Genomic DNA, 17,395 nt, shown 5'->3' with positions numbered 1-17,395 from the left:
GAGAGGTGGCTCCTAATACAGAGGATAAGGAATGTGGTTTCATTGACACAACTTCAGAATATACCGACAGTCACACCAGTTCAGGTACACCAGATTGAGGATGCCATTGATTTTGCCATGCGTGTACGCAAAGAAGTGTTTCCGATGATGGATCATACGAAATTGCCTGTGGACTTCGAGCAGTTCAGAGAACATTATCTGGACTCAGATGGTTCGATCTTTCTTGTTGCAATGATGGGGGATGCGGGGATCGTCGGTTCTATTGGGATATTACCATATGATGGACGTATTGAAGCTGTGGAAGGTCGATATGCAGCTCAATCGGCTGCCGAAATAGTAAAATGTTATGTAGATCCCGCGTATCGTAGGTTTGGCATTGGCTCGATGTTGATGAACGAACTGGAGAGCGTGGTAAAGGATATGCACTATACGACGCTGTATTTGCATACACATCGCTTCTTGCCAGGAGCCGTAGATTTTTGGAAACGCCAAGGGTTTACGGTTATTGCTGAGCAGGATGATGACTGGCAAACCGTACATATGGACAAGTTGGCATGTAAGTAACCATTGGAATTTATTGAAGGAAAATGACATTATGATGGTAATGGGGGAGATCTATCCATGTATTCAAGTCTGATTGAGAAACTGGAGCATACCGAGGTTATACGCTGGTTCCCGAATCATCAAGTTCAAGAGAGCTGGATTACCGAAATTGAACAGGAGTTGGGCTTTCCTTTACCTCCGTCCTATCGCTGGTGGCTTCTGAATTATGGTATAGCGATGTTAAGTGGAACCGGAATTCTGACCATATCGCCTCCAGAACACCGAGAGTATGCGGACACTGATATTTTGTATAGATACCGACTTGCCGACGAAGACGCGAAGAAGGAAGGGAAGCTGGAACTGTTTGTACCGGACGAAGATGAATATTACTATTTTGATACGCGGACGGCAGATCACCTTGGAGAGTACAAAGTGATGCGTTTGGATTACTTTAATGGGGAACCTGAAGTATACGCGGATTCTTTTGCCGAATTTTTGGAGAAGTTGATCGATCAGCGAACACCACGGAATAGGTAATTTTGTATAAGGAAAATGCCTGTCGGCACTCGCTCGTTTAGACATAGACAACATACATGATGGGGGCTAGGCAGATGAACGAAACGAAGCGGAAAATTGTTTTTATTGATATTGATGGCACACTGGTAGATGATGACGGAAGTATTCCGTTGTCAGCACAGAAGGCTTGTAAACAGGCCAGAGAGAACGGACATCTGCTCTATTTATGTACAGGCAGATCCAAAGCAGAAATTTATGATTCCATCTGGGATGTCGGATTCGATGGTCTGATTGGTGCAGGTGGGGGTTATGTGGAGTTTGGCAATGACGTGTTATATCACAAAAGGGTAACAGCGGAAGATGTTCGACATATGGTCGATTTTTTCAATGAAAACGGCATTGACTTCTACCTTGAATCCAATTCGGCTCTGTATGCGAGTAGCAATCTTCAACCTCACCTGGAACGCCGCATCTATGGTGATGTGGAGAATGACCCTGTAGCCAGAGAGAAGAAGGAGCTGAAACCGCACCCGTTTATTGCCGGATTAACGTATGGAGAGGCCGACCTGTATAAGGATGATGTGAACAAAGTATGTTTCTTGGAGAGCTCGGCCATCCCGTTTGAGCGGATCAAGCAAGAGTTTGAAGGGAAATTCGAAGTCATTCAGTGCACTGTGCCGATCTTTGGTGAAGGAAGTGGTGAACTGATGATCCCTGGCATTCACAAAGCGATTGCGATCGCCGATTTGTTGGAGCATCTGGGCATGTCACAGCAAGATACATTCGCCATTGGTGATGGCATGAATGATGCCGAGATGTTGGAATTTTGTAACGTCGGAATTGCCATGGGTAATGCAAAGCCTGGACTGAAAGCCATTGCAGATGATATTACTGGAACAGTAGAGGAAGATGGATTGTATCATAGTTTTGTGAAGTATGGATTGATCACTTGATAAAGTTAACAAGGTGAGAGATAAAAACGGGTAATACGTACATCCTTTGTCCCAAACCTTATTTAAGACCCTGCATATATTATTGCAGGGTCTTTATTTTGGTTTAAACAGATCAATTTATATTTTTACAAAAGGGTTCTCTAATCAAACCATAACATCTAAGTGAAGGAGAGAATCGAAATGGCCATTCTATCAACCGGACCTATTGAGAATAATGCCGTCAGTGATGTACGGCCAACACAACAAGTTACCGTTAAAATTGATAACAGGAATTCTCTGGATGAATCCGTTGTTTTGATACAAGGGTATAATTTGACCGCTACGAGGACTTTATATGTCAGCGAGCAGATTTCACTTGCTCCGGATCAGGTAGTGACAAGAACTTATTTTGCCAATCTTGATGCGTTTGAATTTGTCTTTACAGTTGAAGGTGTAGCTATGGAGCAGACGGAGATTTCCGTGTGGGGCAAAAATGAAACTGGTCAGCTAGTTGCCGCACATCGATTAGTCTCTTCTGAACTTGAAATGGAGGGAGATAACACACCAGTCAACCGCATTTATGTTGCGAATTTTAATAGTAACGATGTCTCCGTCATTAATGGCGAAACCAATACGGTGATTGCTACGATTCCTGTGGGAACGAATCCTGCAGGGATTGATGTTAATCCATTAACGAGTCGTATTTATGTCTCAAACAGAGGCAGCAATACCATTTCCGTCATTAATAGTGTATCCAACACTGTGATTGCTACTGTTCCTGTTGGGAGCGAGCCAAGTGACGTAGGGGTCGATATAGCGACCAATGCTATTTATACGGCAAATTTTAATTCATTGGATACAACTGAAGATGTAACCGTTATTAATGGATTGACAAACACGGTGATTGATACTATCACTATTCCGGGACTCAATTTTTTAACGGGTATAGGCGTCAATTCCTTAACCAATCGGATCTATGCAGTAAATTTTAATTCTGATGCTGTGTCTGTGATCGATGGAGTAACCAATACGGTGATTGCTACGATACCCGTTCAGGTTAATCCATTCCGTGTAGGGGTCAATCCAGCCACCAACCGTATTTATGTATCGAATTTTACCAGTAATACGGTTTCCGTTATTGATGGTGTGACGAATACCTAATTGATACCATTCCGGTCGGCGTTACGCCAGCTGAAGTAGCGGTGAATACCTCCACAAACGCCATTTACGTCCCAAATCGAGATACGGATAATGTTTCAGTAATTAGTGGATTAACCAATACGGTGATTGCTACTGTTCCTGTCGGAATTAATCCAAACGGAGCGGGCGCCAATCCGTTAACCAATCGAGTTTATATAAGCAATCAAGATGACAATACCATTTCTGTGATCGATGGCGAAACGAATACTGTGATTGCTACCATTCCGGTGGGGGCACGTCCGTTCGCAGTAGGTGTAAATCCGTAGAAAGGTGAGGGGATTCGGATGAAAGAAGTTATAACGGCTTCAGACTTAATGGAGCAGCTGATCAACATGAACAAAGAAAATTCTGTATGTCAAGTTAGGATTCCAGGTAATGGGCTGTATGTAATTGTATTACAGGACGACTATTCAACTGTGCCATCTTCAGATCAGATGTTGAGTGATAAAGAGAACGAAGTGAGCGAAAAAATCGGATCTGAAATAAAGAGGAATCCGTTTCTCTGAGGATAAGGAGAATCGTGAGTCTTGAATGATCAGATCAGAATGGAACAGGCATCTCCTCAATGGAGGTGTCTATTTGCATTAGTACTCAGACTACAGACAAGATCCAGTAAAGAACAACACTAAATGTTCCAACACAGAGGCCAACGAGGAGCCCAAAAAGAATCACGAATTTTTTTCCGTTCATAGATATAGATGACCCTCCTTTTGACTTTATTATTGCATAACTCCCAATGAAAGTTTATTATAAATTTTGCAAACAAGGAATTTATTGGTTTTAATTTGTCGAAGTGCATGGAATATAAAGTTGATACATGGAGGATGCTGGATGAGTAATGTAGCTCTGTTGTTTCCTGGACAAGGTTCTCAGGTGGTTGGGATGGGTAGAGACTTTTGGAATAACTTCGATGTAGCTAAAAAGCTATTTGAAGAAGCCAGTTATGCTATTTCTTTCGATTTAAGAAAACTTTGTTTTGAAGGCAGTCTGAATGATTTGACAATGACGATGAACGCGCAGCCTGCACTTTTGACTGTAAGTGTCATTGCTTATCAAGTTTATATGCAAGAAATAGGGATGGGACCCACATATTTGGCTGGGCATAGTTTGGGAGAATATTCGGCTCTGGTATGCGCTGGTGTTCTATCTTTTCGTGACGCTATTAAACTTGTGAGACAACGAGGGATCATTATGCACAATGCAGACCCGCATCAGCAAGGGACCATGGTGGCCATTTCACACATTCAATTAGACACACTTCAAAACATATGCGAAGAAGTTTCAACAAAAAAACACCCTGCCTGTGTGGCTTGTATGAACGCTGACCAACAGTTTGTCATTTCGGGACATCGGCACTCTATACAAAAAATTATTAAAAGGACAGAATCCCTGGGAACGAAACATTCTTATATAAATGTAAGTGGTCCCTATCATTCTCCCATGATGCAAACCGCAGCAGAACAATTCAAAGTTGAATTGGATCGATATCAATATGCCCATGCAAAATACCCGATTATTTCAAATGTTACAGCAGCACCCTATGAGTGTGATCGATCTGTCGTGGATTACTTAAACATGCAGATGACGATGCCTGTAAGATGGTCAGAGTCCATGCTTTATCTGGTTGAAAATGGGGTTACTGAAGTTATAGAGTTGGGTTCTAAACATGTGTTAGTTAGTCTTATGAGTAAAATAACGAAGCGTACTGTACCTTATTCCCTTGGTCAGCCTTCCGATTTACTAATGCTTACAAATACACAAGAAAGGAAAAATAAGCGGTTAACGATTCGTAAAAAGTTGTTATCAGAACTAATGGTAACCGCACTCATTTCACGGAATTATAACCAAGATTCGATAGCATATACCCAAACGGTTGAGCCGTTATTTCATCAATTACAACGGGTAAAGGAACAAATACACAAGAATGGATACAAACTTAGCGAAGAAGAGATAAATGATGCTCTACAGGTATGTCATTCGATTCTTACAGCGAAACAAATTTCAATAGATGAAACTGCGTTAATTAATGCAATTTAGTACGATTTTGTTTGCTCACAAGACCTCTAGAACATTCCAGGCTGTCTCATTATGAGGTGGTCTGTTTGTCGTTGGATACGCTCTGAAGTTGTTGAATATTCAGACGTTTTGTCATCAATATGTAAAAAAATGAGCTATTCAATCTCTATATTTTACCATATAGTAACAATAAATTGATTGATTTTACATATATTTCTATGGTAAAATTTTGCTTGAAATATGTGTAAATAATTAGATAAGCATGATAGAGAAGATATATTTGGAGGAGAGATATGTATACTAGCCAGTTTCAAACATTAGTGGATGTGATCCGCGACAGAGGTAAAATAACGGACCACGGTATTCGTTTTATCGATGCGGACAAACGTGAAACTTTTATATCTTATCATCAATTATTTACTGAAGCACATGGGTATTTAGGTTATCTACAAGCCATCGGAATTAAACCTAAACAAGAGATTATTTTTCAGATCCAAGAGAACAAACGCTTTTTAGTCGCATTCTGGGCTTGTTTACTAGGTGGAATGATCCCCGTACCTGTAAGTATTGGTGAAGATGAAGAACAAAACTTGAAGGTATGCCGTATATGGGAATTACTGAATAACCCCTTCATGATTGCATCTGAAAAGGTACTGGATAAACTGATAAAGTTCGCTTTAGAACATGAATTACTGGATTTGCATCATCAACTAGAGTCTAGAACGGAAATGATACAAGACCACGTATATGATTATAAATCTGTAAAATATGATGAGCCTAAGCCAGATGACTTTGCATTTATTCAATTTTCTTCCGGATCAACCGGCGACCCCAAGGGCGTTATGCTGACCCATCGAAACCTCATTTATAATGCTAGTGCTGCTATTAATGGCACACAAATTAGTTCAAAAGATAGTTTTCTCTCCTGGATGCCCCTTACCCATGATATGGGTTTGATTGGATTTCATCTCGTACCCCTTGTGGCAGGAATTCATCAGTACTTGCTCCCAACGGAATTATTTATCCGCAAACCGATTCTATGGATGAAAAAAGTAAATGAACACAAAGCAACCATACTGTCTTCCCCTAACTTTGGTTATAAATATTTCCTGAATTTCTTTCGCGAAGACAAAGCGGAGGGATGGGATCTGTCATCTGTCAGAGTCATCTATAATGGGGCGGAACCTATATTACCCGAAGTGTGTGATGAATTCCTAAATGTATTGTCAGCATATCACTTAAAGAAAACAGCCATGTTTACCGTATATGGATTAGCAGAGGCCTCTGTTGCTGTTTCCTTTCCCAAGGTGGAAGAAGAATTTACTGCGGTGTACGTTCACCGGGATCATCTGAACTTAGGGGAGCGTGTCATCGAAGTCGAGAAACATGCTGAACATGTGGCATCATTTGTTGCCGTTGGCGAGGCAGTTGATTATTGCCATGTTAGAATTTGCGATGAGGAAATGAACAGTGTTCCCGATTTGGTTATTGGAAAAATTCAAATCAAGGGGGATAACGTCACCCAAGGTTATTATAATAATTCACTAGCAACGGAGAAGTTATTAACGCACGACGGATGGGTGAATACAGGCGATCTGGGTTTCATGATGAATGGAAAACTGGTTGTAACAGGGCGAGAAAAAGACATTATCTTTATCAATGGTAAAAATGTATATCCCCATGACATTGAACGTGTTGCCATACAATTACATGATATTGAACTTGGAAGAGTTGCTGCTTGTGGTGTGTATGATTCGAATAGTCAAAGTGAAGAAATTATTGTGTTTGTCGTGTACAAAAAAAAGATCGAACACTTCCTGCCTCTTGTTAAAGAAATCAAAAGACACCTATATAAACAGGGAGGATGGAGTGTCAAAGAGGTACTGCCCATCAAAAAATTACCCAAAACAACAAGTGGGAAAATCCAGCGGTATCAGTTAGCCAAGCAGTATGAAGCAGGCAAATTCTCAACAGAATCTGCTTTCATCCATGACTGGATCAAGAATGACAATGACAAGGCGAAAGAAAAGGCTGCTGTTTCGGTTCGAGTCATAGAACGTGAATTATCTTCACTATTTTCTGAAGTGCTGGTTGGGAAAAAGGTTGAACTTGAGGATAGCTATTTTGATATGGGTGCAACTTCATTACAGTTGGCCCAAATCGCTGAACGTATAGAACAAAAATACGGAGAAGAACTTGCTGTTACGGACCTCTTTACCTATCCCTCGATAACTGAACTGGCAGCATATCTGGCTAGAGGCTACAGCGAGACCATGCAAGTCAACAAAACTCAAGAGGATCATACGCCATCTAAAGATATTGCAATTATCGGTATGTCTTTGAATCTCCCTGGTGCATCAAATGCAGGCGATTTTTGGCGTGTTTTGGAAAATGGAACGCATAACATTCGGGACTACCCGGAAAGTCGGATAAAAGACGCAGCGGATTATATACAATCCATGCAAAGTGAAATGAGCGAAATTCAATGGATCAAGGGTGGTTACTTGGATCAAATTGATCAATTCGACTATTCTTTCTTTGGCATAACCCCAAAAACTGCACAATTTATGGACCCGAATCAAAGGATGTTCTTGCAAACGGCATGGCATACGATTGAAGATGCTGGCTATGCAGGGGAAGGAATTAATGGAAGAAATGTGGGCGTCTACGTGGGGTATTCCAAAGTTGGATATGATTACGAACGGCTCGTGACGGCGAGTTACCCCGCAGAACTCAAAAATTATATCATTGGAAATTTACCATCTGTACTTGCGAGCAGAATTGCATATTTCTTGAATTTAAAAGGCCCGGCCTTAACGATTGATACCGCTTGTTCCTCCTCACTTGTTGCTGTTCACATGGCATGTAAAGGATTGCTCGCTGGAGACTGCGAAATGGCAATCGCAGGAGGCATTCGAACAGCATTATTACCGATTAGTATCGGACTGGATATGGAATCTCCAGATGCATTGACGAGAACGTTTAGCGAAGATGCCAACGGCACGGGATTTGGTGAAGGTGTTGGGTCGGTCATGTTGAAGCCAATGCAGCAAGCGATTAAGGACGGGGATCATATCTATGGTGTGATTAAGGGGAGTGCGATTAATCAGGATGGCAAGACGGTAGGAATCACAGCACCTAACCCGGAGTCACAGACCAATGTGATCGAACAGGCATGGAAAGAAGCCGGCATTTCTCCTGATACGCTTAACTTTATTGAAGCACATGGAACAGGGACAAAATTAGGTGATCCGGTTGAGTTCAATGCTTTGCGTAAAGCTTTTGAGAAATATACGGATCGGAAACAATTTTGTGCAATCGGATCTGCCAAAGCTAACATTGGACATGGCTTTGAAGCAGCGGGGATCGCTGGATTAATTAAATCTATTCTTATGTTTCAACATAGAAAGATTCCACCATTAGTTCACTTTGACAAGCCCAATCCCCTGCTTAAGTTTGAAGCTTCACCTTTTTATGTGAATCAGGAATTAATGGCTTTTGGTGAAGAAGAGGGCCCATTACGATGCGGGGTTAGTTCTTTTGGTTTTAGTGGTACCAATGCGCATGTGGTCCTCGAAGAATATGTTCCCTCCCAGACAGTAGATAAAAGGATGTCCAAAGAGCCTAATCTATTTGTTCTGTCTGCTGCCACGGAACGGGCGCTGGATGAATTGGTCAGAACGTATCATGAATATCTAACCGATCATACGGATGTTTCCATTCAACAAATCTGTTATACAGTCAGTACGGGAAGGGCTAATCTGGATTATCGGCTTGCCATCGTAGTCACGAGTACACATGAATTACATGAAAAATTGAAACGAATTGCAAGCGGAGAAGGTAAACTGCCAAATGTTTATTTTGGTTATGCCAAAAAAGACAAGATGCTTGTTAGCGATCATCTCTATGCTCGGGGAAAGGCAGAATCTTTAAATGAACTCGGTCAGTTATTTATACTTGGGGCAGTGATTGATTGGGAAAGGTTTTATAACCATGAAGTCATTTCGAAAATTCCATTGCCGTTATACCCATTTGAACAGAAACGGTGTTGGATTGAAGTTAAACAGCCGATACCAGAGGAGCATAGGTCTGGGAGGAGTGAGGTTCAAATGGAGATGAATACAAACGATATTGAATTAAAGATTAAAACAAGCATCAGTCGTGCATCTGGTTTGAAGTTGGAAGAGCTGGATCATCAAGCTCATTTTCTCCAGATGGGATTGGATTCCATCATTCTTGTGCAAATTCAGAAGGAGATCTCAGAGCTGTTCCGTTTGGATATCCCGATGGAAATGTTTTTTGAAACCCTTACAAATATTAATTCCTTAGTTAAATATGTGTCAGAGAATATCAAGCATCATGATGTATCTAAAAACATAAACAATCAAACAGTTCAGGAGCATACTGAACAACAAAATCTGGCATCTGTGAACAATATAAATACGGCAAAATTATCAGGGAATGTGTCGGAGCAAATTGTGATGTCTGCCATTCAGCTCATGGAATCCCAATTAAAAAGTTTGAATGTGCTGTTAGGCGAGCAAATGAATGCTGTTCAATCCCCGCTTTTGGAAATGAAACATCATGAAACCAAACCAACCAAAGAGATCCAACCCAATTCGGATTCGAAGGAAGCCAAACCTTTTATACCCTATCAATCGTTGAAAATTTATGAAGAGAGCGGATTATCACCGCTTCAGAACCAGTATGTTGAACAATTTATAGCCAAGTATACCGCAAGAACCAAAGGCTCCAAATTAAAAACAGGCCAAACACGTTTAGTTCATGCGAATAATCGCAATGTATCCGGATTTCGCTCGTATTGGAAGGAAATGGTGTATCCGATTATTTCAACGCGTGCAGAGGGAGCAAAGTTATGGGATATGGATGGGAATGAGTATTTGGATCTGACGATGGGATTTGGTGTAAATCTATTTGGCCATAATCCAGCGTTTATTCAAAATATAATAGCAGACAGCCTCCAGGAACAATTGCCTCCATTGGGCCCTATGTCAGACTTGGCAGGTGATGTCGCAGCTAAAATTTCCGAGCTGACAGGTGTAGAACGTGTCGCATTTTATAATTCAGGAACAGAAGCTGTCATGGTTGCACTTCGTTTAGCGAGGGCAGCAACAGGGCGTTCCAAAGTTGTATTATTTTCAGGATCTTACCACGGTACACATGACGGCGTGTTGGGTGTAGCGAATCCTGGGGATGCTTTATCGTCTGCGCTGCCTATGGCTCCTGGTATTGTACAAAGCGCTATGGATGATTTGATTATTCTTAATTATAACCATCCGCAATCACTGGATATGATTCAGAACCTGGGTGATGAATTGGCCGCTGTGCTTGTAGAGCCGGTGCAAAGTCGAAGACCTGATATGCAGCCAACACAATTCTTACGGGAACTTAGAGAGATCACGAAACAGTTTGGCATTGCACTTATTTTCGATGAAGTCATCACTGGATTTAGAATTGGTCTGGGTGGAGCACAGGATTGGTTTGGGGTTCAAGCAGATTTGGTTACGTATGGGAAAGTGGTCGGTGGCGGGCTGCCTATTGGCATAGTCGCGGGTAAAGCTGAATTTATGAATCCGGTAGATGGTGGAACCTGGAACTTTGGTGATGATTCTTACCCTTCCGATGCAGATAAGAAAACGTTTGTCGGTGGAACCTTCTGTACACACCCTCTTACGATGAGAGTGACGTTAACGGTACTGCAGTATCTTCAATCCGAAGCAGGAACTTTATATAAGGAATTAAATGAAAAAACAGATTATCTTGTTAAAGAATTAAATGCGTTTTTCAAAACAGCGAATGTACCGATGCAAATGGTGAACTATGGATCTTTATTTCGATTTATATCATTTGGAGATATGGAATTATTCTTCTACCATTTAATTTATAAAGGTTTATATATTTGGGAAGGCCGTAACTGTTTTATATCGACTGTGCATTCCATGGGTGACATGGATACGATAATCAGAATCGTGAAAGAGACGATCCATGAACTACGCGAGTGGGGGTTTATCCCTGGTGAATCGCCTGTTTCGGAATATCCGCTCTCTTTAGAGCAAAAACAATTATTGTTAACTTCATTACATGGGGAAGATGCGAATGCTGCATTAAACCAGAGTGTTATTTTAAAAATGACAGGCGGAATAAAGCCTTCCACACTGGATCAGGCCGTGAATCAGATCGCATTCCGTCATGAAGCCCTGAGAACAGTCATTCATGCTGATCGTGAAACACAACAAATCAGATCCGTAATGGAATTTCAATGTACATGGTTGGATTTCTCGGCATATGCGGGTGATTATCAAGAACGGGAAATTTCCAATTGGTTATCTGCCGATGCAAATGAAGCCTTCGATTTACAGTCTGGGGAACCTCTATTTAGAATCACCTTGCTTAAAAAGGAAGCCGATCAATACCTTATGGTACTGACATTTCATCATATTGTTGTAGATGGCTGGTCGATTGCTGTATTCATTCAAGAGTTGGAACATACCTATTCTGCTCTGGTCCGAGGAGTTCCGGTTCAATTACCTGAAGCCACTCCATTCCGTGAATTTTTAAGATGGCAACGACTTGAACATGAAAAAGGGTCATTTACCGAAGGAGTCCAGTTCTGGAAAGAACAGTTTTCCTTATCCTATCCCAACATTACATTTCCAACGGCATCGTCCTATGATGTGCCTAAGGGATATGACGGAGAAAGATATTCCATCAAGCTGGATCATCAATTAACAGAGTCATTGCGAACGTTAAGCATCAATAATAAGAGCAGTTTATTTGTAACGATGTTTGCAGCGTTTCATTTATATTTGCATCAACTAACAGGGCAGTCTCACCTTGTCATCGGCGTGCCTACAGCGGGTCAGTCTCATATGCGAAAAAATGCGCTGATTGGCAACTGTGTCAATATTGTACCTGTTCAACATGCCTTATTAACGAAGCAATCCGTTGTAGACCATCTTCTTCAGCTCAAGGAAACGCTGGCTCTTGTCATGAAGCATCAGCATGTTCCATTGACCCTCGTATCCGAACAGCTTGCTCATATGACTGCACCGGATACCCGGATTTTATTCAATATGGACAGAACCATTCATCATCTCCAATTTGAAAATATCAAGACTGAATTCATGTCTTATCCAATTAAACATATTTCTTACGATTTGTTTCTTAATATTACGGATGTTAGTCATGAATTGTACCTGGATTTTGATTACAATACCGATCTCATTGGACCTGAGATGATGAAACTGTGGTCTGAAGGATTTAAAGGTTTGCTGCAGCGTATGGTGAGTCATCCAGAGGCTGAAATTTCGTCTTTGACGTTGTTCTCATCCGAGCAACAGGACCAATTACAGGAAATGTATACTCGGTTTGTTACAGAGCGTCTTCCTCACGTTAATCATGCAGCCATGTTCGAGCCTCCAGTTAATGACGTGGAGAAAAAGCTGGCTTTGATCTGGGAGGACGTATTATCCCTCGATCAAGTGGGGAGACATGATCACTTTTTTGATCTCGGAGGTAACTCGCTCAAGGCGACTGTAATGCTATCCAAGGTACATGAGCAGTTTCAACATAAAATTTCAATCGTTCAATTCTTCCAAAACCAACGTCTGAAAGAGCTTGCCAGTCTGATTACAGGCGAGAACGAGGAAACATTCATTCCAATCAAGGCATTGGACGTGAATGAGTTCTATGAGACGTCAGCTGCACAACAGCGAATCTACTTTCTGGATCAATTTGAGCCGAATAGTGTGTTTCAGAACATGTGCGGTCATATCACGGTCACAGGAAAAATCGATGAAGCTAAACTAATTTCGTCATTGGAACAAATCGTGCACCGTCACGAAGCTTTTCGCACCAGTTTCCATCTGATGGATGGAGAGCTTTACCAGCGTATTGCTCCAACGATTGATTTTGAAGTGAAACGTTCTCAGGAAAGCTCTGCTTCATTCGAACAACATGTTAAGGCGTTTGCCAAACCATTTGATTGCTCCAAAGCGCCATTAATACGTGCCGAATTCATTCGTGTAAACGATGATCATGCAGAGATTCTCATCGAGATGCATCATATTATATCGGACGGATATTCCGTTGGCATTCTTGCGAATGAACTGATTGATGCGTATGACGGAAGAAGCATGTCGGACATTGAGGTTGAATACAAAGACTTTGCAGCTTGGCAGAAAGAATTTCTGGCGGGGGAGTCTTATAAGCAGCAAGAAAAATATTGGCTGGATCAATTCAAAGGAGAACTCCCAAACCTTAATCTGCCTACTGATTTTGTTCGGGCACCTCATTTGACTTCGGCAGGTTCAAGATTGTCATTTGTGTTGGACGCACACTTGAAGCAGTCGCTGGAGAAACTTGCGAAACAAACGGGAACTACGATGTTTATGGTGTTATTGGCAGCGTATAATGTGCTGCTTCATCAATATACGGATCAAGAAGATATGATTGTAGGCACGCCAACATCTGGAAGAAACCATCCGGATGTCGAGAATATGATAGGTGTCTTTATCCAGACGGTAGCAATTCGATCACAGCCGGTGGGAAATAAGTCGTTTCGATCCTATCTCGAGGAAATTAAAAAACAATCCCTAGATGCATTGGATAACCAGGACTATCTTTTTGACAACCTTGTAGAGAAATTAAACACGCATCGGGATACAACCGGGACAGCACTTTTCAATACGATGTATATCTTCTTAAATACCGCGTTGAATCAACGGCAAGAACAGGATTGCAGCTTTAAAGTTAGAGAATTAAATGTCGGTGTATCGTTGTATGATCTGATGTTCATCGTTGAGGATGATAACGAGTGTCTGGAAATGCACTTTAATTACAAGACGGAGCTGTTTGAACGGGATACCATCGACAGAATGAAAACACATCTGTTCAACATCCTCAGAGACATTGTGATCGAACCTGATATTGCCTTGTCCGATATTCAAATGCTGTCTGAACATGAGCAGAACGTTCTTTTATATGACTTTAATGATACCAACTTAGAATATTCCCGGGATCAGACCATTCAGGAGTTATTCGAAGCACAGGTGGAACGGACACCTGATCAATTGGCTGTTAGTTTTGGAAATGAGCAATGGACGTATCGTCAATTGAATGAACGGGCGAATCAGTTGGCATATACGCTGAGAGCTGAGGGAGTGCAGCAGGATCAATTTGTAGGTATTCTGACAGATCGTTCAATTGAGATGATCGTTGGCATCTTTGGCATTCTAAAAGCAGGCGGGGCGTATGTACCGATTGATCCGGATTCTCCTGAAGAGCGTATCCGCTATATCCTGCATGATTCGGGGGCAACGTTGTTAGTCACGCAAAAGCATTTGAAGCAGTTGGTATCGTTTAATGGAAAAATGATTGATTTGGACGATGAAAAAACCTATGCAGCTAATCTTTCGAATCTGGAACCGGCCGGGGATTCCGAGCAGTTGGCTTATGTGATCTATACTTCAGGCACAACAGGCATGCCAAAAGGTGTAATGATCGAACATCGTCAGGTTCATCACTTGGTTAAAGCGTTGTACAGTCAAGTTATAGATGATCAGCATAGCAGCATGCATGTCGCTCTACTTGCGCCTTACTATTTCGATGCATCTGTGAAGCAGATTTTTGGCGCACTGTTATCAGGACATGCTTTGTTTATTGTAGACAAGGACACGGTACTGGATGGACAAGATTTAATGAATTATTATCAGCACCACCAAATTGATTTGACGGACGGAACACCTGCGCACCTGAAATTGCTTTCGAAGGCAAAAAACGTTCAAGGCATATCGCTAAAATACATGCTCATTGGCGGTGAAGCTCTTTCTCAGCAAAGTGTAAATGAAATCACATCATTATTTGCTCTCAGTCATATAACGCCTCCAACCATAATTAATGTGTACGGTCCAACAGAATGTTGTGTGGATGTTGCGACATACCCTGTACTTCCAGAACACCTGGATACAGCGAATCAACGAGCTCACCTACCGATTGGTCGAACATTAGGAAATAATCGCCTGTATGTATTGAACAAACATGGCAAAGTTCAGCCTGTAGGCGTCGTAGGGGAATTATGTATCTCTGGCGATGGGGTTGGTAGAGGATACTTGAATTTACCTGAGCTGACAGCAGAAAAATTTGTGCGTGATCCGTATGTACAGGGAGCGACAATGTACAAAACGGGAGATTTGGTGAGATGGCTTCCCGATGGCCATATCGAGTATTTGGGAAGAATGGATCACCAGATTAAGATTCGCGGATATCGGATCGAAGTAGGAGAAGTCGAAGCGGCGTTGTTAGATCTAAAGTGTGTGAAAGAAGTTATCGTCATTGCACATGAGGATGATCATGGGGACAAATCGTTATGTGCATACTTTACAGCGGATTCCACGCTGACGGTGGGAGAGTTAAAACAGAGCCTCTCTAAGGTGTTGCCAAATTACATGGTACCAGCCTACTTTATACAATTGGATCACATGCCTCTCACAGCGAACGGGAAAATCGATCGCAAATCGCTTCCGAGTCCAGAAGAGAACATACAAACGGGAAGTGAATATATAGAACCCCAAACTGGGGTGGAAAAACAGTTGCTGCCTATTTGGCAGGATGTGCTTGCCGTGAAAAAAATCAGTGTAAAAGACAGTTTTTTTGATGTAGGAGGCAACTCTTTACGTGCGACCAAGCTGGCCGCCAAAATCAATCAAAAGCTGAATATCCACATATCGGTAAGAAACGTCTTTGAATGGCAGACCATTGAACAGATGGCTCAATCTATTGAACAAATGGAACAGGAAGTATCAGTGTCCATTCCTCAAGTGGAGGAAAAAGAATATTATCCTATTTCTTCGGCGCAAATGAGAATGTACATTATGAGCATCAAAGCTGGCAAGGAACTCATGTACAACATGTCAGGTATGTTTATGTTGGAAGGATCGCTTGATCGGACCAGATTGGAAGAAGCATTCCAACAATTGATTCATCGTCATGAATCGCTTCGGACTGGATTCAAAGTCATACACGGAGAACCGAAACAGATCGTATACCCTAAAGTTAACTTTGGAATTGAATTGATCGAGTCAACGGAAGAAGAGATCGAAGATCGAATTGAACAGTTTGTTCGCACATTTGATCTCGGGCAAGCACCTCTTATGAGGGTGGGACTTATTGAACTTCAGCAGGAGCGTCATGTATTGCTGGTAGATCTCCACCATATCATTGCAGACGGACTATCCGTGCATCTTCTGATGACTGAACTTAGCCAGTTCTATAAGGGAGAGGAGCTATCTCCTCTTCGAATTCAGTATAAGGACTATGCTGAATGGCAGCAAATGCAGCTTCATAGTGAGCGGATGAAAAAGCAGGAGAAGTATTGGCTTACTGTGTTTGATGAGACTATCCCGCTATTGGATCTGCCAACAGACTACGAAAGACCTGAAACGCTAAGCTATGCGGGAGATGTATTGGACATTGTTTTGCAGGAAGACATCCTTCCAGGCTTGAGAAACATGGAAGCACGGACAGGAACAACGTTATACATGATTCTATTAGCCGCCTATACCATTCTGTTGTCCAAATACAGCGGACAAGAAGATATCATCGTGGGCACGCCGATTGCAGGAAGGACACATGCCGAGCTGGAGCCGGTTATGGGGATGTTCGTGAATACACTGGCTATTCGAAATTATCCTTCGGCGGATAAAACTTTTACGGAGTATCTGCTGGAAGTGAAAGAAAATATGTTGAACGCATATGAGAATCAGGATTATCCGTTTGAAGAATTGATTGAGAAAGTGAATGTAATCAAAGATGCTCGGCGGAATCCGTTGTTTGACACCATGTTTGTATTGCAGAATACAGATGCTTCAGAGATTCAGATGGATGGAGTAACCTGTAAGCCTTATGCTCCAAATACGAGAGTATCCAAATTCGATTTAACGTTGTATGTTACCGAATTGCAACACAAGTTAGAAGTGGCCTTTGAATACAGTACGATTTTATTTGAGAAAACAACGATTGAAGCGATGTCACAAAATCTATTGGTCATATTAACATCCATTGCCAACGACCCTCATATTGAAATCAACAAGATTCAATTGGTTGAAGAATTAATAGATGGGGATACGCTGGCTGATCTAATTGAAGTAGATTTCTAAAATAATCTAAAA

At 41.7% G+C, this 17,395-nt stretch carries 8 protein-coding genes and 1 pseudogene; all 9 read left to right on the top strand.

What is annotated here, in order from left to right:
- The first annotated feature begins 42 nt into the window (after positions 1 to 42).
- Complete coding sequence (locus MHI12_RS18165; protein ID WP_341007924.1) at positions 43 to 564, top strand: GNAT family N-acetyltransferase; 522 nt, start codon at positions 43 to 45, stop codon at positions 562 to 564.
- 57 nt (positions 565 to 621) lie between these two features.
- The gene (locus MHI12_RS18160; protein ID WP_036613499.1) at positions 622 to 1,080 is read left to right on the top strand and encodes an SMI1/KNR4 family protein; all 459 of its coding nucleotides are present in this window, start codon (positions 622 to 624) and stop codon (positions 1,078 to 1,080) included.
- A gap of 74 nt (positions 1,081 to 1,154) precedes the next feature.
- Positions 1,155 to 2,012, top strand: a complete 858-nt coding sequence (locus tag MHI12_RS18155) for a Cof-type HAD-IIB family hydrolase (RefSeq protein ID WP_405169957.1) — start codon at positions 1,155 to 1,157, stop codon at positions 2,010 to 2,012.
- 180 nt (positions 2,013 to 2,192) lie between these two features.
- Positions 2,193 to 3,152 (top strand): YncE family protein, encoded by a 960-nt coding sequence (locus MHI12_RS18150; protein ID WP_405169956.1) that lies wholly within the window; start codon positions 2,193 to 2,195, stop codon positions 3,150 to 3,152.
- A 41-nt stretch (positions 3,153 to 3,193) separates the two neighbouring features.
- Positions 3,194 to 3,268: pseudogene (locus tag MHI12_RS18145) on the top strand (hypothetical protein); the annotation flags it as partial.
- A 6-nt stretch (positions 3,269 to 3,274) separates the two neighbouring features.
- A complete protein-coding gene (locus MHI12_RS18140) occupies positions 3,275 to 3,457 on the top strand; it encodes a hypothetical protein (protein WP_405173021.1) in 183 nt (60 codons plus the stop codon).
- Positions 3,458 to 3,475: 18 nt separating this feature from the next.
- On the top strand, positions 3,476 to 3,697 hold the full coding sequence (locus tag MHI12_RS18135; RefSeq protein ID WP_405169955.1) for a hypothetical protein: 222 nt from the start codon (positions 3,476 to 3,478) through the stop codon (positions 3,695 to 3,697).
- A gap of 325 nt (positions 3,698 to 4,022) precedes the next feature.
- Positions 4,023 to 5,228, top strand: a complete 1,206-nt coding sequence (gene fabD, locus MHI12_RS18130; protein WP_405169954.1) for an ACP S-malonyltransferase — start codon at positions 4,023 to 4,025, stop codon at positions 5,226 to 5,228.
- Between the two features lie 272 nt (positions 5,229 to 5,500).
- Complete coding sequence (locus tag MHI12_RS18125; RefSeq protein WP_405169953.1) at positions 5,501 to 17,383, top strand: amino acid adenylation domain-containing protein; 11,883 nt, start codon at positions 5,501 to 5,503, stop codon at positions 17,381 to 17,383.
- Positions 17,384 to 17,395: the final 12 nt, after the last annotated feature.

The organism is Paenibacillus sp. FSL H8-0280 (assembly GCF_045040665.1).
Classification (GTDB): Bacteria; Bacillota; Bacilli; order Paenibacillales; family Paenibacillaceae; genus Paenibacillus; species Paenibacillus xylanexedens_A.
This window is presented reverse-complemented; position numbering and strand designations above follow the sequence as displayed.

Excerpts from the sequence above, each read along its gene's own strand:
- MHI12_RS18135 (WP_405169955.1), top strand. The coding sequence starts at position 3,476 with ATGAAAGAAGTTATAACGGCTTCAGACTTAATGGAGCAGCTGATCAAC.
- MHI12_RS18160 (WP_036613499.1), top strand. The coding sequence starts at position 622 with ATGTATTCAAGTCTGATTGAGAAACTGGAGCATACCGAGGTTATACGC.
- MHI12_RS18125 (WP_405169953.1), top strand. The coding sequence starts at position 5,501 with ATGTATACTAGCCAGTTTCAAACATTAGTGGATGTGATCCGCGACAGA.
- fabD (WP_405169954.1), top strand. The coding sequence starts at position 4,023 with ATGAGTAATGTAGCTCTGTTGTTTCCTGGACAAGGTTCTCAGGTGGTT.
- MHI12_RS18150 (WP_405169956.1), top strand. The coding sequence starts at position 2,193 with ATGGCCATTCTATCAACCGGACCTATTGAGAATAATGCCGTCAGTGAT.
- MHI12_RS18155 (WP_405169957.1), top strand. The coding sequence starts at position 1,155 with ATGAACGAAACGAAGCGGAAAATTGTTTTTATTGATATTGATGGCACA.